19 protein-coding genes are annotated in these 21,916 nt (G+C 67.8%); 9 read left to right on the top strand and 10 right to left on the bottom strand.

The annotated features are described in order from the left end of the window. Window positions 1-172: 172 nt before the first annotated feature. Window positions 173-952, top strand: a complete 780-nt coding sequence (locus RG19_RS12200; RefSeq protein WP_082672647.1) for a class I SAM-dependent methyltransferase — start codon at window positions 173-175, stop codon at window positions 950-952. A gap of 163 nt (window positions 953-1,115) precedes the next feature. Here RG19_RS12200 and RG19_RS12205 read toward each other — a convergent pair whose 3' ends face one another. The 7 genes from RG19_RS12205 to sucC all read right to left on the bottom strand — a co-directional run bounded on the left by RG19_RS12205 (window position 1,116) and on the right by sucC (window position 8,181). Beyond that, entirely contained in the window at window positions 1,116-2,012 is an 897-nt protein-coding gene (locus RG19_RS12205; RefSeq protein ID WP_058835501.1) for a vitamin K epoxide reductase family protein, read from the bottom strand. Window positions 2,013-2,117: 105 nt separating this feature from the next. After that, window positions 2,118-3,755, bottom strand: a complete 1,638-nt coding sequence (locus RG19_RS12210; protein ID WP_058835502.1) for an NAD+ synthase — start codon at window positions 3,753-3,755, stop codon at window positions 2,118-2,120. Between the two features lie 135 nt (window positions 3,756-3,890). Beyond that, window positions 3,891-4,541, bottom strand: coding sequence for a hypothetical protein (locus tag RG19_RS12215; protein WP_058835503.1), 651 nt, complete (start codon window positions 4,539-4,541; stop codon window positions 3,891-3,893). Between the two features lie 22 nt (window positions 4,542-4,563). Next, the gene (locus tag RG19_RS12220) at window positions 4,564-5,064 is read right to left on the bottom strand and encodes an RNA polymerase sigma factor (RefSeq protein ID WP_058835504.1); all 501 of its coding nucleotides are present in this window, start codon (window positions 5,062-5,064) and stop codon (window positions 4,564-4,566) included. A gap of 155 nt (window positions 5,065-5,219) precedes the next feature. Further along, window positions 5,220-5,573 (bottom strand): endonuclease domain-containing protein, encoded by a 354-nt coding sequence (locus tag RG19_RS12225; RefSeq protein ID WP_058835505.1) that lies wholly within the window; start codon window positions 5,571-5,573, stop codon window positions 5,220-5,222. A gap of 389 nt (window positions 5,574-5,962) precedes the next feature. Further along, a complete protein-coding gene (sucD, locus tag RG19_RS12230) occupies window positions 5,963-6,835 on the bottom strand; it encodes a succinate--CoA ligase subunit alpha (protein ID WP_058835506.1) in 873 nt (290 codons plus the stop codon). A gap of 185 nt (window positions 6,836-7,020) precedes the next feature. Further along, window positions 7,021-8,181, bottom strand: coding sequence for an ADP-forming succinate--CoA ligase subunit beta (gene sucC, locus RG19_RS12235; RefSeq protein WP_058835507.1), 1,161 nt, complete (start codon window positions 8,179-8,181; stop codon window positions 7,021-7,023). A gap of 445 nt (window positions 8,182-8,626) precedes the next feature. On the opposite strand from sucC, the gene RG19_RS12240 reads away from it, so the two are divergent. Together RG19_RS12240 and RG19_RS12245 are read left to right on the top strand one after the other, a co-directional pair. Beyond that, window positions 8,627-10,222, top strand: coding sequence for a sensor histidine kinase (locus RG19_RS12240; protein WP_058835508.1), 1,596 nt, complete (start codon window positions 8,627-8,629; stop codon window positions 10,220-10,222). 224 nt (window positions 10,223-10,446) lie between these two features. Further along, on the top strand, window positions 10,447-11,907 hold the full coding sequence (locus RG19_RS12245) for a sigma-54-dependent transcriptional regulator (protein ID WP_058835509.1): 1,461 nt from the start codon (window positions 10,447-10,449) through the stop codon (window positions 11,905-11,907). Between the two features lie 60 nt (window positions 11,908-11,967). On the opposite strand, the gene RG19_RS12250 is transcribed toward RG19_RS12245, so the two are convergent. Then, window positions 11,968-12,285: a CcdB family protein gene (locus RG19_RS12250; protein ID WP_058835510.1), complete on the bottom strand. Its 318-nt coding sequence runs from the start codon at window positions 12,283-12,285 to the stop codon at window positions 11,968-11,970. Further along, a complete protein-coding gene (locus RG19_RS12255; RefSeq protein WP_238376632.1) occupies window positions 12,285-12,497 on the bottom strand; it encodes a type II toxin-antitoxin system CcdA family antitoxin in 213 nt (70 codons plus the stop codon). Before RG19_RS12255 ends, RG19_RS12250 begins: the two co-directional genes overlap by 1 nt. Before the next feature lie 411 nt (window positions 12,498-12,908). On the opposite strand from RG19_RS12255, the gene RG19_RS18385 reads away from it, so the two are divergent. The 6 genes from RG19_RS18385 (at window position 12,909) to coaE (ending at window position 20,858) form a co-directional block, all read left to right on the top strand. Next, window positions 12,909-13,343 (top strand): pilin, encoded by a 435-nt coding sequence (locus RG19_RS18385; protein ID WP_058835512.1) that lies wholly within the window; start codon window positions 12,909-12,911, stop codon window positions 13,341-13,343. Between the two features lie 165 nt (window positions 13,344-13,508). Next, window positions 13,509-15,233, top strand: coding sequence for a type IV-A pilus assembly ATPase PilB (gene pilB / locus RG19_RS12265; protein WP_058835513.1), 1,725 nt, complete (start codon window positions 13,509-13,511; stop codon window positions 15,231-15,233). A 203-nt stretch (window positions 15,234-15,436) separates the two neighbouring features. Further along, window positions 15,437-16,708: a type II secretion system F family protein gene (locus RG19_RS12270; protein ID WP_058835514.1), complete on the top strand. Its 1,272-nt coding sequence runs from the start codon at window positions 15,437-15,439 to the stop codon at window positions 16,706-16,708. 23 nt (window positions 16,709-16,731) lie between these two features. After that, window positions 16,732-17,598, top strand: coding sequence for a prepilin peptidase (locus tag RG19_RS12275; RefSeq protein ID WP_058835515.1), 867 nt, complete (start codon window positions 16,732-16,734; stop codon window positions 17,596-17,598). A gap of 171 nt (window positions 17,599-17,769) precedes the next feature. After that, on the top strand, window positions 17,770-20,250 hold the full coding sequence (locus RG19_RS12280; RefSeq protein WP_058835516.1) for a DUF3772 domain-containing protein: 2,481 nt from the start codon (window positions 17,770-17,772) through the stop codon (window positions 20,248-20,250). Further along, window positions 20,247-20,858, top strand: a complete 612-nt coding sequence (coaE, locus tag RG19_RS12285; RefSeq protein ID WP_058835517.1) for a dephospho-CoA kinase — start codon at window positions 20,247-20,249, stop codon at window positions 20,856-20,858. Before RG19_RS12280 ends, coaE begins: the two co-directional genes overlap by 4 nt. Before the next feature lie 6 nt (window positions 20,859-20,864). Here the strand turns inward: coaE and RG19_RS12290 are convergent, their stop codons facing one another. Beyond that, a complete protein-coding gene (locus RG19_RS12290; protein ID WP_058835518.1) occupies window positions 20,865-21,884 on the bottom strand; it encodes a Nudix family hydrolase in 1,020 nt (339 codons plus the stop codon). Window positions 21,885-21,916 lie beyond the last annotated feature (32 nt).

Below are 21,916 nucleotides of genomic sequence, written 5' to 3' on the forward strand. Positions count from 1 at the left end.
CGGCCTCCAATCGGCGGATTGTCCAACACTTGGCCGAGCGGCATCGCATGGCGACATCCCTGCTTCCGGATGCTTGACCGCTCCAGCTACAACCCGCCCCGCGGGATGTCCGTGTCCGCTCCAGCAGGAACGATTTCCGGGACATTCGATGTCCTGAGAAACGCGGCTGCGCATGCATCGGCCCAAGCAGCGGACATACGCTTTTCAAGGCGTAGCACGTCGCTTAGGCTGCGGAAAATTCTCCCCCGAAGAACGCCCGCATGCCATGAGCACGCCCCTTCCGTCGCCCGCCTTCGACCGTCCCTTCCGTCCACGTTTCCATCTGGGGGCCACCCGCATGGACTGCGGCGAAGAGCCGAGAGTGGACAGTTACGATGCGGCCGAGCAGGCCACCGGCTGGCCGCTCTTCGACTACTCCGCGTGCGACCCGACGATCGACCAGGCCGCCATCAACCGGTGGCTCGCGCGGTCGGTGCTGGACGGCAAGGACATCCTCCACATCGGCGCCGGCAACTCCTCCGTCGCCCGACTGGCGTCGGGACGCGCGAATCGCGTAGTCGCGTTGACGGTGTCGCAGGCCGAGTTCGAACATGCGCGAAACCTCGGACTGCCGGACTACGCGATCCACCTGATGAACAAGCACGCCACGGCGTTCGCGGATCGCTTCGGATCGGACGAGTTCGATCTCGTCCTGGACAACAACCTGACCAGCTTCGTCTGCTGCCAACGCCATGCCGAGCGTTACCTGGCGACGCTGACCGGCCTGCTCAAGGCGGATGGCACGATCGTCACCCACTGGGCGGGGATGCAGTGGACGCTGGATGTCGGCGTGGGCGACGTGGAGCCCGCATGGCAACTGGACGAGACGAAGCTGAGCTCGATCGCCGACGCATACGACCTGCACGTCCGCCGCGAGGAAGATCTTTTCTTCCTGTCGCGCATCCCCGCTTGAGCCCCGACCTCACGCGTCGGGAGGCCGCATCCACATCGCGGCATGTGGCAACGGATCGAGGTCGTTTCGACGGGGATCGGGCATCCGATTGCGAGAGCGACCCATCGCAACGTGCCGGGCGGGGGAGCCGGTGTCGACGCCCCTCACGAGGGGGCGACGCGCATCATTCCGCGCTGCGCGAACGCTCCCAGATGTAGCCCGACAGCTGCGCCAGTTCCTCCGGCGTCTTCAGCCCCTGGTGCTCCAGGCCGTGGATGACCCAGGTCGGATAGGCGCTGACGCCGGCGCGCCGGCACTCCGAAGCCACCGCGCCGCCGCGCCCCTCAGGCGCGCACTCGACATAGGGCAATTGCCCGGCCGAAGCACCGAACATCCGGGTCTGGCGGCGGCAGTTCGCGCACCACGACGCGCCGTAGTACTTGGCGCCGATACTGTCCAGGTGCGTGACGAGTCCCGCCACCCGCGGATCGGCCGGCCGCCTGTCGATCAGGTTGGTGCCGCTGACCGTCAGCAGCACCGCGACCACCAGCGCTGCCAGACCGTTGCCGAGCCACCAGTGGCTCCAGCGTGTCGAAACGCCGGGCGCACCGGCCGGACGGCGCAGATGCACCCGCGCGAACAAGCCCGCGAACAGCGCCAACGACGCCAGACACCAGATGCAGGTGGCACGCACGTCGACCCAGCCGGCGACCGTCAGGAACAGACTCAGTGCCAGCCCGAGACCGGTGAAGCGCGACAACCAGCGCCAGCGGGCCACCGCACTGCGACCCGTGGCGGCAGCCAGCGCGATCAACGCATACAGCCCGAACCCCCACGTCGCCAGCGGCAGGCCGAGAAAGCTCGACCAGGCGCTGGACTGGATCGCCGCGCAGCCGCTGTTTTCGTCGCAGAGGGCCGGCGCCGCACCGGCATGCCAGGCCAGATAGGCCGTCAACAGCAGACCGAGCCCGGCACCGACCAGCACCGGAACATCGGGTGGCAGGCGTGCCGGGCGCCGGCCCGCAGCCGCGGTCGACGGTTCGGGCCTGCGTCCGGACGGACGGCGCTTCTTCTTCGCCATGGGAATCCCTGCAATGGACCAGCGTGGATTCTAGCCGCGCGCCGGGCCATCGGACGCAGCGGCGGTGCATGCCCGGTCGACGGGCGGCGCCGGCACGGATCGATCTCAGCCGGTATAGCCGTTGCTGATCGGATACCGCCGCTCGCGCCCGAACGCACGCCGCGAGACCTTCGGCCCCGGCGCGGCCTGGTGCCGCTTCCACTCGCTGATCCGCACCAGCCGCAGCACCTTGTCCACGACACCGGCTTCGAAGCCGGCGGCGACGATCTCGTCGCGCGACTGCTCGTAGTCGACGAATCGCAGCAGGATCGCATCGAGCACGTCGTACGGCGGCAGCGAATCCTGGTCGGTCTGGTCGGCACGCAGCTCCGCCGACGGCGGTCGGGTGATGACCCCGCGCGGAATCACCGGCGCGCCACCCACCGTGTTGCGCCATTTCGCCAACCCGTAGACCTCGGTCTTGTAGAGATCCTTGATCGGCGCATAACCGCCGCACATGTCCCCGTAGATCGTGGCGTAACCCACGGCGTACTCGCTCTTGTTGCCGGTGGTCAGCAACAAGCCGCCGAACTTGTTCGTCATCGCCATCATCATCGCGCCGCGGATGCGCGACTGCAGGTTCTCCTCGGCGACATCGGGCTCCAGACCGTCGAAGGTCTCGGCCAACGTGTCCAGGAACCCCTGGAACGGCTGCTCGATGGGCAGGGTCAGCATGCGCACGCCGAGCGCCTTGCATTGCTCGTCGGCGAGATCGTTGCTCAACCCGGCGGTGTAGCGCGAAGGCAACCGTACCGCGGTGACGTTCTCCGCACCGAGCGCGTCGACCGCCATCGCCAGCACCACCGACGAATCGAGACCGCCGGACAGGCCGACCCAGACCTTCGAAAAGCCGTTCTTGAAACAGTAGTCGCGCACACCGCGGGTGACCGCGCGCCAGGCCAGCGCATCCATGCTCTCGTCGCCGTCGTCGACCCAGACCACCGGCGAGAACCTGCGCGCCTCCGCGTCGTAGTCCACCACCAGCCACTGGTCGGCGAACGCCACCGCCGCCGGATGCACACTGCCGTCGGCGTCGGCCACCAGGGAGGCGCCGTCGAACACCAGCGCGTCCTGCCCGCCGACGACGTTGAGGTAGGCGATCGCCGCACCGGACTCGCGGATGCGCTCGAACAGCATCGCGTCACGTTCGGCGTGCTTGCCGCGCTCGTACGGCGAGGCGTTGGGCACCAGGACCAATTGCGCACCGGCCGCCGCGGTCTCCACGATCGGTTCGGCGAACCACAGGTCTTCGCAGACCAGCACGCCGACCGGCACGCCCTTGATCTCGAACACGCAGGCGCCGCCGTCCGGATCGACGTGGAAATAGCGGCGCTCGTCGAACACGTTGTAGTTGGGCAGCTCGCGCTTGCGATAGGTGTGCGCCACCTTGCCGTCGCGCAAGACGCTGGCGGCGTTGTAGAGCACGCTGCCGGCGGACTCCGGCCAGCCGACGACCGCGACGATGCCCGTCGCCTCCTTCGCCACCGCGTGCAGCGCGCGTTCGCAATCGGCCAGGAACGCCGGCCGCATCAGCAGATCCTCGGGCGGATAACCGCTGATCGCCAGCTCCGGGAACACCACCACGTCCGCGCCGAATTCCTCGCGTGCCTCGCGGATCATCATGGCGATGCGCTCGGCATTGCGGGCCACCGCGCCGACCGGAAAGTCGAACTGGGCCATGGCGATGCGCAGGGAGGTGGGCATGGACGCGGAACTCCTTCGGGGGTCCCGCATTATTTCAGATCCCTCGCCACAGGCAGGCCGTGGACGACGGGACCCGAAAGCGTTCACCGACGAAACGCATCGCGCCCCGGAAATGCCGGCGCCGGGAAGCGCGGCTCAACCGCGCTCGAACTCGGCCACCTCCTCCATCAATCGGCGGGCCTGCCGGATCGCATTGGCCTCGTCGAGCGGGCCCCTGCCGCTCCCCGCCCTCACCCGCCGGTAGCGCAAGAACACCCCGGCAGCGGTGGCGACCCAACCGACCAGACTGACGACGAGACTCGCCAGGATCCACCGCGGCGCGCCATCGCCTGTCGCGACCGGACCCGGGACCGTGAACGCGATGGTCACCGGCAACCACATGATCCACCAGGGCAACCCGCAGAGCAGCACGTTGAGGAGGTAGACCCAACGCAAGCGCGACAACTGCTTCTGGATCCGCAACACGGGCGCGGCATAGTCGATCGTCCCGGCCAGCCCCAGCGTCACGCCCGCGAATCCCGCGGTGAGCGCACCGAACACGTGCACGAGGACGCCGGTCGCCAGCAATGCCGGCACCTCGGCGGAGCGGGTCCAGCAGGCGACGCCGAGCAGGATCAGTCCGATCCCGAGCACGACCTGCAGCGTCTGCGCCCAGATCAACGGCCGCAACCCGCGGCGCGCCCGCTCCGTCGCGTGGTCCCGCAGCAAGCGGCGCTGCAGGACGTCCTGTCGCTCCAGCCGCTCGCCGAGCGCATGCCAGGCGTGCCTCAGTTCATCGAGTTCCATGGTGACTCCTCAGGTGATGCGGTCAACGCGCGACGAAGGCGCGCAGGCGTTGTTTGAGCCGATTGATCCGGGTGGTGACGTTGCTCTCGCCGATGCCGAGGATGTCGGCGATGTCCCGGCCGCTGTGCGCTTCCAGATAGAGCACCAGCAGCGCCCGGTCGAGCGGCCCCTGGGCCTGCATGAAGCGCTCGAGTATCTGGATCCGCTCGTGGGTCTCGGGATCGAGCGCGGTGTCGTCGACGAGGCTGTCGATGCAGCTGTCCAGAGGCACCACGCGCGCCTGTCTGCGTGCATGGCCGCGCAGGAACGAAATCCCGGTATTGAGGGCGATGCGATACATCCAGGTCGCGAACGGGCGCGCCGGATCGTAGGACGGCCAGGCCTGCCACAGCCGGGCGGCGATCTCCTGCGCGAGGTCCGCGCGATCCTCGCGGCTGGATGCGTAGCTCCCGGCCACCTTGTGGACGATGCCGCGATGGCGCTGGAGCAGCGCATCGAAATCCTGGGAGCCCGCATCCGTCATCGAGGTGTCCGGGTGGTCATCCGGGCTGCAAGCATGTGTGTCCATGCCCGGTGATTCGCACGAGGACGGGAATTGTCACACCACTGCCGGGCGGACTTGCGAATCCCGCGACCCACCCGAAGCAGGCCCTCCGGGCCGCGCGTCCTGCTTCGTCGTCAGCGCATCTCGGGCGGCCGCTCGTCCAACGCCGCGAGGATCGATTCCAGCACCGACGCCGTACGGACCAGCACGTCATGGTTCCAGACCCGCAGCACGCGGTAGCCACGCCGCTCCAGGAAGTGGGTGCGCGAAGCGTCCGCGTCTTCGCCGTGCTGGGAACCATCGACTTCGACGATCAACCCGGCATCGGCGCACAGGAAATCGGCCACGAACGGACCGATGGGGCATTGCCGCCGGAACTTGAGATCACCGAGCCGACGGTTGCGGAGGTGGAACCAGAGCAGGCGCTCGGCATCGGTCATATCCCGGCGCAGGTGCCGGGCGAATGCAGTCTTGGCGGCGTGGCGCATCCTTGCGCTCCATCGATAGGTCAGGCCAGCCTCGCGCATTCCCCGGCACGGGCACATCGGCCAACTGCCCATCCGTCTGTCGGACGACCCGCAACAACCCGTGGCCGCCGCCCCTCTCCCGCACACGGGAGAGGGATTCCACAGCCCGCCGCGCCCCGCCCTTGCGAATGAGGGCCGCCCTGCCGTCACGCCACCGCCCTCACCCCTGCCCCTCTCCCGCACACGGGAGAGGGGTTCCACAGCCCGCCTCGCCCCGCCCTTCTCCCGCTCGCGGGAGAAGGTGCCCCGCAGGGGCGGATGAGGGCCGCTCTGCCGCCACCTGAAAACGCAAAAGGCCGCCCGGAGGCGGCCTTCTGGCGGATGCCTAAGCATCCGTGCGCGTGCCGGCCTTACTTCACCAGCGCCGCGATCGCCTCACCGAGGTCACCCGGCGAACGCACGGTCTTCACGCCCGCAGCCTCCATCGCCTTGAACTTGCCTTCGGCCGTGCCCGAGCCGCCCGAGGCGATCGCGCCGGCGTGGCCCATGCGCTTGCCCGGAGGGGCCGACGCGCCGGCGATGAAGCCGACGACCGGCTTCTTGACGTGCTGCTTGATGTACTCGGCACCGGCCTCCTCGGCGTCGCCGCCGATCTCGCCGACCATGATGATGCCCTCGGTCTGCGGGTCTTCGTTGAACAGCTTCAGGCAGTCGACGAAGTTCAGGCCGTTGATCGGATCGCCACCGATGCCGATGACGGTCGACTGGCCCAGGCCCGCGGCGGTGGTCTGCTTGACCGCTTCGTAGGTCAGCGTGCCCGAACGCGAAACGATGCCGATCTTGCCCGGCTGGTGGATGTGGCCCGGCATGATGCCGATCTTGCACTCGCCCGGGGTGATGATGCCGGGGCAGTTCGGGCCGACCAAGGTGACGTCCGGATGCGACTTGAGCACGTTCTTGACGCGCAGCATGTCGAGCACCGGGATGCCCTCGGTGATGCAGACGATGACCTTGATGCCGGCCGCGGCCGCTTCCAGGATCGCATCGGCCGCGAACGGCGGCGGCACGTAGATCACCGAGGCGTTCGCGCCGGTGGATTCCACCGCCTCGCGCACGGTATTGAACACCGGCAGCTCGATGTGGGTGGTGCCGCCCTTGCCGGGGGTCACGCCGCCGACGACCTGGGTGCCGTATTCCACCATCTGGGTGGCGTGGAAGGCGCCCTGCTGGCCGGTGAAGCCCTGCACGATCACCTTGGTGTTCTTGTCGATCAAAACGGACATTCGTTAAGTCCTCGAGTCTCTGTGAGTTGCCCGGCTCCGGGCCGGCGCGGATTCCGCCATGCGGAATCCGCTTGCGTCATGCCTCCACAACCCCGCATCGCCTTCGGCGATGCCGCCCCCTTGACTCAAGGGGGCTCCGGGGTGCGGCGATCCGACGCTGCGCGATCTCCGGAACCGGTGCGGAATCAGGCGGCGGCGGCGACGGCTTTCTTGGCGCCGTCGTTGATGTCGTCGGCCGGGGTGATGGCGAGGCCGGATTCGGCCAGCAGCTTCTTGCCCGCTTCGACGTTGGTGCCTTCCAGGCGCACGATCACCGGAACCTTGACGTCGACTTCCTTGACCGCGGCGATGATGCCCTCGGCGATCATGTCGCAGCGCACGATGCCACCGAAGATGTTGACGAAGATCGCCTTGACCTTGTCCGAGGACAGGATGAGCTTGAACGCCTCGGTCACGCGCTCCTTGGTCGCGCCACCGCCCACGTCGAGGAAGTTGGCCGGCGAGCCGCCGTTGAGCGAGATCACGTCCATCGTCGCCATGGCCAGGCCGGCGCCGTTGACCATGCAGCCGATGTTGCCGTCCATGGTCACGTAGTTGAGGTCGTACTCGCTGGCGCGCACCTCGGCCTCGTCTTCCTGCGAGACGTCGCGCATCGCGGCGAGGTCCTTGTGGCGGAAGGTGGCGTTGTCGTCGGAGTTGACCTTGCCGTCCAGCGCGTAGAGATCGCCGGAGTCGAGGATCGCCAGCGGGTTCAGTTCGACCAGCGCCAGGTCCTTCTCGTTGAACAGCTTGAACAGGCCGCCCATGATCTTGGCGAGCTGGTTGGCCTGCTTCGCGTTCAGGCCGATCTTGAAGCCGATGTCGCGGCCCTGGTAGCCCTGGAAGCCTTCGACGAAGCCGACGTTGAGGGTCTCGATCTTCTCCGGCGTCTCGGCGGCGACCTGCTCGATGTCCACGCCGCCCTCGGACGAGACGATGTAGGTGATCGACTGGGTGCCGCGGTCGACCAGCACCGACAGATACAGTTCCTTGGCGATCTCGCCGGCTTCGGTCACCAGCACCAGATTCACCGGCAGGGCGACGCCCGCGGACTGGTAGGTGGCCATGTGGGTGCCGAGCATGCCGGCCGCAGCGGCCTTGACGTCGTCGGTGGTCTTGCAGAACTTCACGCCGCCGGCCTTGCCGCGGCCGCCCGCGTGGATCTGGGCCTTGACCATCCAGGGGCCGGCGCCGAGGGCCTTGGCCGCCTCGACCGCTTCGTCGGCGGTGGACGCGACGCGCCCGGCCGGCACGGGAATGCCGTAATCGGCGAACAGCTGCTTAGCCTGGTACTCGTGGAAATTCATTCGGAATCCTACGTGGGGTGACGGGCCGCGCACGGGGATTCGCTATCCGGGGGACCGGGGCGACGAGGGCGCGGGCAGACCGCCATTGTCGCCCATGCTGCAGTGCGGGGCAAAATCCTGACCCACCCGCGCCCGGCGCGATGGCGGCCATCAATTGGGCTGATGGCCGATTCCGTCCCCGTCGCGTGCGCGGTGGCGCCGTGACGCGAGCGCTGAGCCCGCCTGGCGCCTGCTGGGGCCTGGCGTCTGGCCTGCCTTCCGTCGGACGTGGCCCGGGCATGGAGCAACACCGCGTCGCCCGCCGGCGCCTCCACCCACCGCGAGGAGGGCTCTCCGGTCACAAAGTCAGGCACCACCCGCACGCTGCCGGGCCGCGCGAGGGATCGGGGGCGACCTGCCCCCTATACTCGCCCCGTCCGTTGGGGAGAGCTTCATCCTGTTCCAGTTGCCGGCCAGCGTCGTCTACACCGATCGCGTGCTGCGGCGCGAACTGCATCTGCTCGCCCTGTACCGTCTGCTGGAAGCCAGCCTGGTCGCGTTGTTGGCATTCAGCCCGTTCGGCCCGCTGATCGGCGAGCTCCACAACGAACACCTCGCACGCGCCGTGGCGCTCGCCGCGCTGCCGGCCGGCCTGGTGCTGCTGTGGTGGGCACGGCGCCCCGAAGCCGACCTGGGCGAACTCGCGCTGATCGGCGTGACCGCCGACATCGTCATCGCCATGCTCGTCACCCACGCGATGCCGGCCGCGGGCCCTGGCGTGGCGTTGCTGCTGCTCACCAACATCGGCGGTGCGGCGCTGTTCTTGCGCCTGCGGGTCGCGCTCTTGGTGGCCGGCGTCGCCGCGGCCGCCACGGTCGGCGAGTACGCCTGGTCGCTGTTCGAGGGCGACGGCACGCGCCCGCTGGCCGAAATCGTCATGTTCGGCGTCAGCTTTCTCGCCGTGGCGGTGCTGACCAACCTGCTCGGCGAGCGCATGCGCGAAAGCCACGCCCTGGCCGAACGTCGCAGCGAGGAGGCCGCCGGCCTGGCCGGACTCAACGAGCTGATCCTGCGCCGGATGCGCACCGGCGTATTGATCGTGGACGCCGACGACCGCGTGCAGCTGGCCAACGAGGCGGCGGGCGCCGTGCTGGGTGAAGGGCCAACCTCGATCGAAGGCGCGCTGTTGCCGGCACTCGCCCCGGAACTCGCCACCCGGTTGGCGACCTGGCGGCTCGACGACCGCAACGACGACACCCCCCTGCACTGCGGCCCCGACCGGATCGAGACCCAGCCGCGCTTCACCCGCCTGCTGCCGGGCCGGGACTCGGTGCTGGTGTTCCTGGACGACGCCTCGGTGGTCGCCCGGCGCGCGGAATCGCTCACCCTGTCGACCATGGGCCGCTTCTCGGCCAGCCTGGCCCACGAGATCCGCAACCCGCTGGCCGCGATCAACTACGCGACCCAACTGCTGGAAGAAGCCGAGCTCAGCGACGGGGATCGGCGCCTGCTGCAGATCATCCATCAGCAGTGCCAGCGCACCAACGGCATCGTCGAGAGCGTCCTCGGCCTGGCGCGCCGCGAGCGCGCGCGGCCGGAGCGGATCGCGCTGCAGGCCTTCGTGCGTCACTTCATCGAGGACTTCCAGCTGACCCTGGCCCCCGAGAACGGCAGCCTGCGCCAGACCGGCGACGCGCCGCCGATGGAAGCCCTGTTCGACCCGCGCCACCTGCACCAGATCCTCACCGTGCTCGCGCACAACGCGATCCACCACGGCCGCCTGCCCGGTGAGGCGGCACGGGTCGCGATCGCCGTCGAACTGCGCGACGGCCGCCCGGCGATCGAGGTCTCCGACCGCGGCCCCGGCATCCCGGACGCCACCGCGGCCCAGATCGGGCGCCCGTTCTTCACCACCTCCGAGCACGGCACCGGCCTGGGCCTGTACATCGCCCAGGAACTGGCCCGCGCCAACAGCGCCGCCCTGGATTACGTGCCCGTCCCGGGTGGCGGCGCCTGCTTCCGCCTGGGGATGGCGGGACGCAATCCGCTGCTTCCTGCATAATTCGTCATTAGATGACACCGGCGGGCAATCCATGCCCGTCTGCCAGCGAAGCGAGCGCACCGGCCGGAGACTCCATCACGGCCTTTCGTGTCGTCGCGGTCATGGGGGCTGCACCAGGCGCGTAGCCGGACCCCGACCACGGGACACGGGCAGGGGACGCGCGTGCTTTGCGACCACCCCGGGTGCACGGGACGCCCGACGCCCTACGAGGATCACCGCCGCCCATGTCCAGCGAACCACGCAGTGTCCTGATCGTGGACGACGAGCACGACATCCGTGAACTGCTCGTCCTCACCCTCGGCCGGATGGGCCTGCGCACCGACACCGCCCCCACCCTCGCGGCCGCACGCGAGCTGCTGTCCACGGCCAGCTACGACCTGTGCCTGACCGACATGCGCCTGCCCGACGGTTCCGGCCTGGAGCTGGTGTCGGAGATCGCCACGCGCTTCTCGCGCACACCGGTGGCGGTCATCACCGCTTACGGCAATGTCGAGGCCGCGGTGGAGGCGTTGAAGGCCGGCGCTTTCGATTTCGTCAGCAAACCGGTGGACATCCACATGCTGCGCGGGCTGGTGCGCCAGGCGCTGGACCTCGGCACCGCCGCGGCCGCGGCCGGTCACGACGACCCGTCGAGCCGGCTGTTCGGCGAATCCGAGGCGATGGTCGAACTGCGCCGGACGATCGGCAAGGTCGCGCGCAGCCAGGCCCCGGTGCACATCAGCGGGGAATCCGGCACCGGCAAGGAGCTGGTCGCACGCACCATCCACGCCCAGAGCCCGCGCGCCGCCGGCCCGTTCATTCCGGTCAACTGCGGCGCGATCCCGGCCGAACTCATGGAGAGCGAGTTCTTCGGCCACAAGAAAGGCAGCTTCACCGGCGCCCACGCCGACAAGCCCGGCCTGTTCCAGGCCGCCGACGGCGGCACCCTGTTCCTCGACGAGGTGGCCGAGCTGCCGCTCTCGATGCAGGTCAAACTGCTGCGTGCGATCCAGGAAAAGACCGTGCGCCCCGTCGGCGCGTCCAGTGAAGTGTCCGTGGACGTGCGCCTGCTCTCCGCGACCCACAAGGACCTGGCTCGGCAGGTGGATCTCGGCAGCTTCCGGCACGATCTCTATTACCGGATCAACGTCATCGGTCTGCACGTGCCGCCGCTGCGCGAGCGCGCCGGCGACCTCAAGCTGCTGTCCACCGCGATCCTCCAGCGCCTGGCCCAGGCCATGAAGCGCCCCACCCCGATCCTGGCCCCGGGCGCCCTTTCCGCGCTCGAGGACTACCCGTTCCCCGGCAACGTCCGCGAACTGGAGAACGTGCTCGAGCGCGCTCTGGCCCTGGCCGAAGGCGACACCATCCAGGTCGATGACCTGCACCTGCCGCGCCTACAGCGCGCCGGCGTGCCCAGCACCTCGTCGCCCACCGTGTCCGGCGTCATCCCCGCGATCAACGCCGGTCGCCCGCAGGCGGCGACGCCGGCCGCCAAGCCTTCGCCGGCCGGCGCGGATCCGCGCACCCTGAGCCCCTACGACACCGCCTCCAGCGCCCTGCCCTCCTACATCGAGGAGATCGAGCGCGCCGCGATCCAGCAGGCGCTGCAGGAAAACCGCTACAACAAGACCAAGACCGCGGCCGCGCTGGGCATCACCTTCCGGGCGCTCCGGTACAAGCTGAAGAAGCTGGGGATCGATTGATCATCGACTGTCCGGACGGCCCTCGGGCACCCGGGCCTCGCACCGCTAGGCTGGCGACCGTTATCCGTAAGCGCGGGTCAACAGTTCGTCCATCGCGGCCAGGATGTCGTCGCCATGGTCCGACAGCGAAGCGACCGGCTCGCCGAACGACTGGATCGCGACGGCCGTGGTCTCCAGCGGATGCAGCACCACCGCATCCCCCATCACGACGAACGTCGGATTGAAACGTTCGCTGGCGACCCGGACGTCGGCGGCCCGTACCAGGGGCACCACCACCCGCGACCTGCTGTCGTCGAAAACCGCCGACTGCACCACGACTACGTAGGGAATCGCGTGCCGGGTGCGTCCCGGATTGCGATGAACGTCGAACTGCGCCACTACAGTCGGGAGAATTCGTCGGTGAAGCTGCCGTGCCGTTCGGCGAACGCGTTCCAGGCCACCGCGGTGCGACGCAACCCGGCCGCATGCGCATCCCGTGCTCGACGCTCCCGCTCCACGTATTCGGTCAGAAGGATCTCGACCTGCGCGGACAGGTTGTCGGTCAACTGCCTTGCCTCGGCCACCAGGGTCTCGCTGAGCGACAGGTTCACGGGGCGCCTGGCCCCCCGGGCATGCAAGGGTGTACCCATCGGAAGACTCCATCGCGGGCGGATCATGCGCATACCATGCGCATGATCGGGAATGAAGTCAATCGGGTCGATCTCCGGAGGACGCCCGCGCCTTCCCCAGGGTCAGCGGTCGCTACATACCCTGACGCATCCACCACCTGCTCCAACGCGTCACCCGCCTCGCAGAAAGTGACGCATAGCGTCACGCCGTTCTCACGCGATCGGCTCGATCTGTGATTGCGTCGAGCAGAACCTGCCCGTAGGGGATTCCCCGACACGGTTGGCACGGGTGTTGCGTAATCCCTTCTGCACGTGCGGTGTCGCACGGCTGCCCACGGACGGCCAACCACCAACCACCGGCACGTGGATTCAATCACTCCTAGGGGATACACCATGAAGAAGATGCAGCAGGGCTTCACCCTGATCGAACTGATGATCGTCGTCGCGATCATCGCCATCCTGGCCGCTATCGCGCTGCCGGCGTACCAGAACTATGTCGCCCGTGCACAGGCGTCGGAAGCGCTGACGGCCACCGCTGGCGTTCGCGCCGACATCGGTGTCACCTTGGCGGAGACCGGTGGTTTCCCGGCTGCGGACAGCTCGATCGGGGAAGCGATCGAAACGCTGGAAGGTCGTTACTTCGAGGCGGGCGGCGCTGTTATTGGAGAGGACGGCGCTATTGAAGTGACCTTCAACAATGGCGCGCTTGACGAGCAGACCATGGAAATTACGCCCAACCTCAACGAGGCCGGCGACCAGATCGCCAGCTGGACCTGCTCCGGCCTGGCTAACGTCCAGCACATCCCGTCGGGCTGCCGCGAAGACTGATGTAAAGCGAAATTTCTCTTTCGTGAAGCATCATCAGACCCCGCCTCGGCGGGGTCTGTTTTTTTGGGGCACTGGGGCCTTGCCACTCTGATAGGCCGCCCAGAACTTTTCGCCCCATTCCAACCAGCCTCATACTGGACCCAAGATGCAACAGGAGCGACATCCATGAACGCCATTCCGACCGCCAACCTTGTAGGCATTACCGGTATTGCCCGCCGTCTGGTACAGGACGGCGCATTGGATGAAGCAAGCGCACGCGAGGCGCTGGACAGGGCATCGACCGAAAAAAAGCAGGTTGGCGCCTGGCTGCGGGAACACCGTAAAGTAAGTGGCGCACAGCTCGCATCGGCAAACTCCATCGAGTTCGGGATGCCGATCTTCGATCCATCTGCAATGGATGCAAGCCAAAGTGCAGTGAAGCTCATCAAAGAGGAGCTTCTTCGCAAGCACAGCGTCTTGCCACTGTTCAAGCGTGGCGGGAAGCTCTTCGTGGGCACTGCAGAGCCTACTGATACCCGTGCTCTCGATGAAATCAAATTCCACACCAATCTGGTTGTCGAGCCGATTCTTGTCGATGACGACCTTCTCCGGCGAACCCTAGAGCTGTGGCTCGATGCCAATGATTCGTTCGGTCAGGATCTTGAAGGCACCGATGGCCTCGAGAACCTTGATGTCGGCACGGATGACGATGGAAAGAGCGATAGCCTCGCCGACGGCAAGGGCGACGACACCCCCATCGTCAAGTTCGTCAACAAAGTTCTGGTCGATGCAATCCGCAAGGGCGCGTCCGATATCCACTTCGAACCCTACGAAACCGATTACCGCGTCCGCCTGCGCATCGACGGCATCCTCAAGCAAGTCGCCAAGATGCCGGTCAAGCTCAACAGCCGGATCACCGCGCGCCTGAAGGTCATGGCGCAGTTGGATATCGCAGAGAAGCGCGTACCCCAGGACGGCCGCATCAAACTCAACCTGTCCAAGACCAAGCAGGTCGATTTCCGCGTGAGCACGCTGCCGACGCTGTTCGGCGAAAAGGTAGTGTTGCGTATCCTCGACGGCAGTGCGGCCAAGCTGGGCATCGAGAAGCTGGGCTACGAGCCGGACCAGCAGAAGCTCTTCCTGGACGCCGTCCACAAACCCTACGGCATGGTCCTGGTCACGGGCCCGACCGGCTCGGGCAAGACCGTGTCGCTTTACACAGCGCTGGGCATCCTCAACAACGAGGAGCGCAACATCTCCACCGTGGAAGACCCGGTAGAAATCCGCCTACCCGGCGTCAACCAAGTCCAGCAGAACACCAGGCGCGGCATGACCTTCGCCGCCGCACTGCGCTCGTTCCTGCGACAGGATCCGGACATCATCATGGTCGGCGAGATCCGCGACCTGGAAACCGCCGAGATCGGCGTGAAAGCGGCGCAGACCGGTCACATGGTGCTGTCGACCCTGCACACCAACGACGCGCCGCAGACGATCTCGCGTCTGATGAACATGGGCATTGCCCCCTACAACATCACCTCGTCGGTGACCTTGGTCATCGCCCAGCGCCTGGCACGCAGGTTGTGCGAGCGCTGCAAGAAGCCGATGGAGCTGCCCGAGGCCGCGCTGCTGGCGGAAGGCTTCAGCGCCGCCGAAATCGAGGCCGGGCTGAAGCTGTTCGACGCCGTGGGCTGCGACGAATGCACCAACGGCTACAAGGGCCGTACCGGCATCTACCAAGTGATGCCGATGACGGAGGAAATCCAGGAGATCGTGCTGGCGGGAGGCAATGCATTGCAGATCGCCGAGGCCGCGCAGCGCTCGGGCATCCGCGACCTTCGGCAGTCCGCCCTGAAGAAGGTCCAGCAAGGAGTCACCAGCCTGGCCGAGATCAACCGCGTCACCAAAGATTAGGGCGAACAGGGTGTTCGCCCTGTCGTTCTCCGGAACGAAATCCCGGGTGATCCGGGCCAAAAGACCGCCGGCGGCGCCCCATCACATGGGGCCGCCGACCAAAACAGGCAGCCGATCACACCCGGGAATGCCGCGCTCGGGGCGGACGCGCTACCATCCGCAATGCATTCCGGCCCGGGGAGGCCGGCCAAGGGGATTGAACGATGTCCGTGAGCCGTTCCGCCGCCAAGACGGCGGCCCGCAAGTCTGCCGCGCCCGCCCGTCAGGGCGTGACCCTCGAAACGTTCGTCTGGGAGGGCACTGACAAGCGCGGGACCAAGATGAAGGGCGAGCAGCAGGCCAAGAGCGCCACGCTGCTGCGTGCCGAGCTGCGTCGTCAGGGCATCAACCCGTCGCTGGTCAAGACCAAGCCCAAGCCCCTGTTCGGCGGAGCCGGCAAGAAAATTACCTCCAAGGACATCGCCGTCTTCAGCCGCCAGATCGCCACGATGATCAAGTCGGGCGTTCCAATCGTGCAGGCTTTGGAAATTATCGGGAGCGGTCACAAGAACCCGAAGATGGCGCAGATGATCAACGCCATCCGCAGCGACATTGAGAACGGCAATGCATTTGCTGAAGCATTGGGCAAGTACCCGGTCCAATTCGACGAGCTGACCCGCAACCTGGTTCATGTGGGCGAGGCTGCGGGTGTCCTGGAGACCGTGCTCGACAGCATCGCGACTTACAAAGAGAACATCGAGTCGCTCAAAGGCAAGATCAAAAAGGCTCTTTTTTACCCGCTGACGGTCATCGCGGTCGCGATCATCGTGAGCGCCATCCTTTTGATCTTCGTGGTTCCCCAGTTCGAATCTGTATTCTCCAACTTCGGCGCAGACCTACCCGCGTTCACCCAGCTGATCGTGGCCGCAAGCCGCTTCATGGTGTCCTATTGGTGGGCGATACTTGGAATCGTCGTCGCGACAGCCACAGGCTTTGTTTTCAGCTACAAACGCTCTCCAGCGATGCAACACACCGTCGATCGATGGATGCTCAAGGTTCCGGTGATCGGCCAGATTCTTCACAATGCGGCTATCGCACGCTTCAGCCGCACGCTTGGCACGACGTTCAAAGCCGGTGTTCCTCTCGTGGAGGCTCTGGAGTCGGTAGCCGGTGCGACAGGCAACACCGTGTACGAGAAGGCAACGCTGCGGGTTCGGGAAGACGTCTCGGTCGGTTACCCAATGAATATGGCGATGAAACAGGTCAACCTGTTTCCACACATGGTGATCCAGATGACCGCGATCGGCGAAGAAGCGGGCGCGCTCGACACCATGCTGTTCAAAGTGGCGGACTTCTATGAGGAAGAAGTCAACAATGCTGTGGATGCGCTATCGAGCTTGATCGAACCCATGATCATGATCTTCATCGGCGTGGTGGTCGGTGGCATGGTGATCGGCATGTATCTGCCCATCTTCAAATTGGCGTCGGTCGTCTGACGCCCCTCCGCTAGAATCCCCCCATGGCATTCCTCGACCAGAACCCGCTGCTCGGGTACCCCGCGGCTGCGCTGTTCGGGCTCGCGCTCGGCAGTTTCCTCAACGTCGTCATCCTGCGCATGCCCCGGCGGCTGGAGTGGGAGTGGAAGCGCGATGCGCGCGAGGTGCTGGAGCAGCCCGAACTCTACGATCCCCCGCCACCGGGGATTGTGGTGGAACGCTCGCACTGTCCGCACTGCGGCCACCAGCTGTCGTGGTACGAGAACATTCCGTTGTTCAGCTGGCTGGCCCTGCGCGGCAAATGCCGGGCATGCAAGACGCCGATCTCGATCCAGTACCCGCTGGTCGAGGCGCTGACGATGCTGTTGGTGCTGGCCTGTGTGTGGAACTTCGGGTTCGGCTGGCAGGGCTTCGGCGCGATCGTGCTGACCTGCTTCCTGATCGCGCTGTCGGGCATCGACCTGCGCACGCAACTGTTGCCGGACCAGCTCACCCTGCCCTTGATGTGGCTGGGGCTGATCGCCGCGGCGGACAACCTCTACATGCCGGCCAAGCCCGCCCTGCTCGGGGCGATCGCCGGCTACGTGGCGCTGTGGTCGGTGTGGTGGGTGTTCAAGCAGCTCACCGGCAAGGAAGGCATGGGGCACGGCGATTTCAAGCTGCTGGCCGCGCTGGGCGCCTGGTGCGGGCTGGCGGGCGTGTTGCCCATCGTGCTGCTGTCGGCGGTGGCCGGGGCGATCATCGGCTCGATCTGGTTGGCCACCCAGGGCCGCGACCGCGCCACGCCGATCCCGTTCGGGCCGTACCTGGCGATCGCCGGCTGGATCGTCTTCATGTGGGGCGACGAGATCATCGGCACCTACCTGCGCTACGCGGGCATCGGCGGCTGAGCGGCGGAGTCGCGCGTCTCCGCCTCAGGCGTCGGCGACGCCGCAGCATGGACATCACGGTCGCACCGGGGACAATGGTGCGATACCCGCCCCGAGCCGCCCGACATGATGCCAAGCGCGTCCACGCCCGTCCGCAGCCGTGCCGTGCCCCGGACACCCAGGCACGGGTGGATGGCAGCGCTTCTCGTCGTGGCGACGCTGTTCACGACGCTGCCGGCGCTGGCGCAGGTCGCTCCGACCGCCTCGGCGGCGGCGACCGGCCCGGCGGCGGACACGCCGCCGGCCTCCCCCGTCGACACCGCGACCGCCACCCTGGCCCAGGCCGCGGACGATCTTCGAGCGCTGGAAGAACGTCTACCCGACGCACGCGACACCGGCGACTTCGTGCAACTGCGCGATGCGGCGGTCGCACTGGATGTCCGAGTCCAGGACGCGGTCCGCACGCTTGAAGCCGAGCTCGCCGGCGCCCAGAGCCGCCTGGACGAGCTTGGCGCCGCGCCGGATGATCCCGACAGCGAAGGCGAGGACATCCGCGACCGGCGCGCGGAACTGTCCGCACGCGCGGCCAGCATGGACGCCACGATCAAGCGCGGACGCCTGCTCTCGATTGATGTGCGCGATACCCGCGAGGCGATCACCGCCGAGCAGAACCGCCGCCTCGGCGCACAGCTGTCGGAGCGCTTCGGCTCTCCGCTGGCGCCGCGTCTGTGGCGTGCCGTCGCGGAGGACTTCCCCACCGACCGCCAGCGCGTGCAAGCGTTTCTCGGCCTGGCCGAGCGCAGCCTCCGCGATGCGCTCGGCCGCATGGGCCTGGCGGGCGCCGCCGCCGTCGTGCTCGTCGCGTTCGTGCTCGCCTGGCCGCTGCGCCGCTGGCTGCGGCGGATCGGCCGTGGGTACGCGATCCGCCACACCCCTGGCGGCCGCCTCCGGCGTTCGGTCCTGGCGATGTGGCTGGTGGTGTCCGGCACCCTGTGCATCGGCTTGGCGGCCTGGCTGCTGAGTCACTTCCTGCGCTGGGGCGACCCGCCCGCGGATGCGATGGACCAGCTCGCCAACGCGCTGGTCGCGGCCTCGGTGTTCGGCGCGCTCGCGGCCACGCTGGGCAACAGCCTGCTGCTGCCCAACAACGCCAGCTGGCGCCTGCCGCCCCTGCCCGACGCGATCGTCGACCGCCTGCGCCCCTATCCCTGGCTGGCCGGCGGCCTGATCTTCATGGACCGGGTCGTCGAAGCCGTGGTCCAGGCGATCAATCCGCACGATGCATTGGCCGCGACGATCACCGGCGCCGTGGCCTTGAGCTACGCGCTGCTCGCGATCAGTGTGCGCCGCCAGCACGTCCAGGCCGACGGCACGGCGGACGCCATCGCATTGCCGCTGGCGGCGGGCGTGCGCGTATTGCTGGCGGCGATCCGGCTGGCGGTGGTGGTCCTGGTCGTCGCACTGGCCCTGGGCTACTTCCAGTTCGCGCTGCTGATCGGTCGCGAGATCGTCTGGGTGAGCGTGGTCGCGGCGGGCCTGTACCTGTTCTGGGTCGGGGTGGACGACCTGTGCGGCATGCTGTTCGGCGGCGACAGCCGGGTCGCGACGGCGGGGGCCAGCGCCACCGGGATGTCGCCCCAGCGGATGCAGCAGGCGGGCCTGATCGTGGCCGCGGTGATGAAGATCGCGCTGGCCCTGATGGCGATCGGGCTGATCCTGGGGCCCCTGGGCACCAGTTTCTCCGGCTGGCGCGAGCTCATCTCGGCCGCGGCCGGTGGGCTGCGCATCGGCGAGGTCGTGATCACGCCGTCGGGTGTGGCCAAGGCGCTGTTGATCCTCGGCGGCGGCTGGATGCTGGTGCAGGCCGCGCACACCTGGCTGGTGGAGCGCTATCTGCCGGCCACCGATCTCGACGTGGCCGCACGCAATTCGGTGGCCACCGTCGCGCGCTACTTCGGAATCACCGTGGTCCTGGCACTGGGGCTGGCCGCGCTGGGCGTGGGCATCCAGCAGATCGGGCTGGTGGTGGGCGCGCTGTCGGTGGGTATCGGCTTCGGCCTGCAGGCGATCACCCAGAACTTCATCTCCGGCCTGATCCTGCTGGCCGAGCGCCCGGTCAAGATCGGCGACTGGGTCCGTGTCGGCGATTTCGAGGGCGACGTGCAGAAGATCAACGTGCGCGCGACCGAGATCCGCGTGGCCGATCGCTCCACCGTGATCGTGCCCAACTCGGAACTGATCACCAAGCCGTTCCGCAACATGACGCTGGCCGACCCGCTGGGGCGGATCCTGTTGCAGTTCTCGGTGCCGCTGGACACCGATGTGGACGCGGTCCGCGACGTGCTGCTCGAGGTATTCGGCGAGCATCCGGACGTCCTGGCGGAACCAGCGCCCTCGGTCACCCTCGACGGCATCGCCAATGCCAGTATCGGGATCACCGCGGTCGCCTTCGCCCGCTCGCCACGCGTGGTGGGCGGCATCCGCAGCGCCCTGCTGTTCGCGCTGCTGCGCAGGCTGCGTACCGCCGGCATCCAGCTGGCGCCCACGGCGCAGAACATCCGCCTGCTGCGCGAGGAGGACGCGCCCGGCGGCACCACCGCATCGCCCTCGCCCGGCACTTCGCACGATCGGGCCGGCGCCGACCCATCCGGCACGGCGGAGCCGTCGCCGTGAGCCGCTACGTCATCGGGCTGACGGGCGGAGTCGCATCGGGCAAGAGCGAGGTCGAGGCGCGCTTCGTCTCCCTCGGCACGACCGTCGCGGACGCCGATGTCGCCGCACGCGAGGCGGTGGCGCTCGGCAGCCGGGGACTGGCGGATGTGGTGGCAGCCTTCGGCCGCGACGTGCTGCTGGACGACGGCGGTCTGGACCGGGCACGCATGCGCCGGCTCGTGTTCGACGACCCCACCGCTCGCCAGCGCCTGGAAGCCATCGTGCATCCCCGCGTCCGCGCACGCCTGCAGGCGATGTGCGAAGCGGCGCCGGGGCCGTATGCGATCGCGGCGATCCCGCTGCTGGCCGAAGGCGGTCGCACCCACTACCCCTGGATCGATCGCGTGCTCGTCGTCGATGTGCCGCGCGCGGTCCAGTTGGCGCGCCTGCAGCGGCGCGACGGGATCGATGCCGGGTTGGCCGAACGCATGCTGGCGGCCCAGGCCACGCGCGAGTCGCGGTTGGACATCGCCGATGACGTGCTCTACAACGACGGCCCGCTGGACGCACTCGACCCGCACGTTGCGGCGCTCGACGCGCAGTATCGCCGTCTGGCCGCGATGGACTGAGGCGCCTCAGCGATCCGACCCGGCCCCGCCTCGGTTGGCACGACGCCCACCCCGGTTCGTCGCAGGTGCGTCCCAGAATCGTCGGATCGCCGCGATGCCTTGCGCGCCGTGCGCACGGGCGATGTCGAAATCGTCGGGCCCGAGGCCGCCGATGGCGTAGATGGGCAATGCGACGATCTCGCGCAAGGCGGCGAACCGCCCCCAGCCGATCCCATCGACGCCCGGATGACTGGCGGTCTCGGCCACGGGCCCCAGCACCACGAAATCGCATCCCAGCGACTGGGCCGACCGCAGCTCCTCACCATCGTGACAGGATGCGGCCAGCGGCATCTCCGCCGGCACCGGCCGCTCGTGCAGCGTGCGCAGTTGCGCCGCACGCAGATGCAGACCGCAACCGTGCTCGTTGGCGAGATCGGCCTCGCCATTGATCAGACACTGCGCACCGACCGCGCGCGTCAGCACCGCGGCACCGGCCACCAGTCGCCCTCGGCGCGCCGCATCCAGCCCGGGCAGGCGCACCTGCAGGCGCCGCACGCCACCGGCCAGCAGCCGCTCGATGCCGGCCAGCCAATCCTCGTCGCGCGTATCCGCATCGGGCTCGGGCGTGACCGCATAGCGTGCCGGCTGCAACAGCGCGGCGACCACAGGCTTGTCGGCAGGCGGCATGTCGTAGCGGACGAGCTTGTCCCGAGGCACCCAGGCCATGGCCTGACCTTCGCGTCCCTTGGGCGTTCCCCGCCAACGATCGATCCGGCGCACATCCAGGCGCAGGCGCTTGCCCGGATAGCGCTGCGGCACCGCGATCAGCGGATCGCCGATGTCGACGCGGATACCGAGCTCCTCGTCGAGCTCGCGCACCAGGGCGGCCTCGGCGCTCTCGCCGGGTTCGCGCTTGCCACCGGGAAACTCCCACAACCCGGCCAGGTCCCGCCCCTCGGTTCGCCGGGTCAGCAACACCCGGCCCCGCGCATCGCTGATCACGCCCGCCACGACTTCGACGGCGGCGACATCGTCCTGTTCACTCATGACGACATCATCGGCAACAACCGCGCCATCGG

It is taken from the genome of Luteimonas abyssi, assembly GCF_001482195.1.
GTDB classification, from domain to species: Bacteria; Pseudomonadota; Gammaproteobacteria; order Xanthomonadales; family Xanthomonadaceae; genus Luteimonas; species Luteimonas abyssi.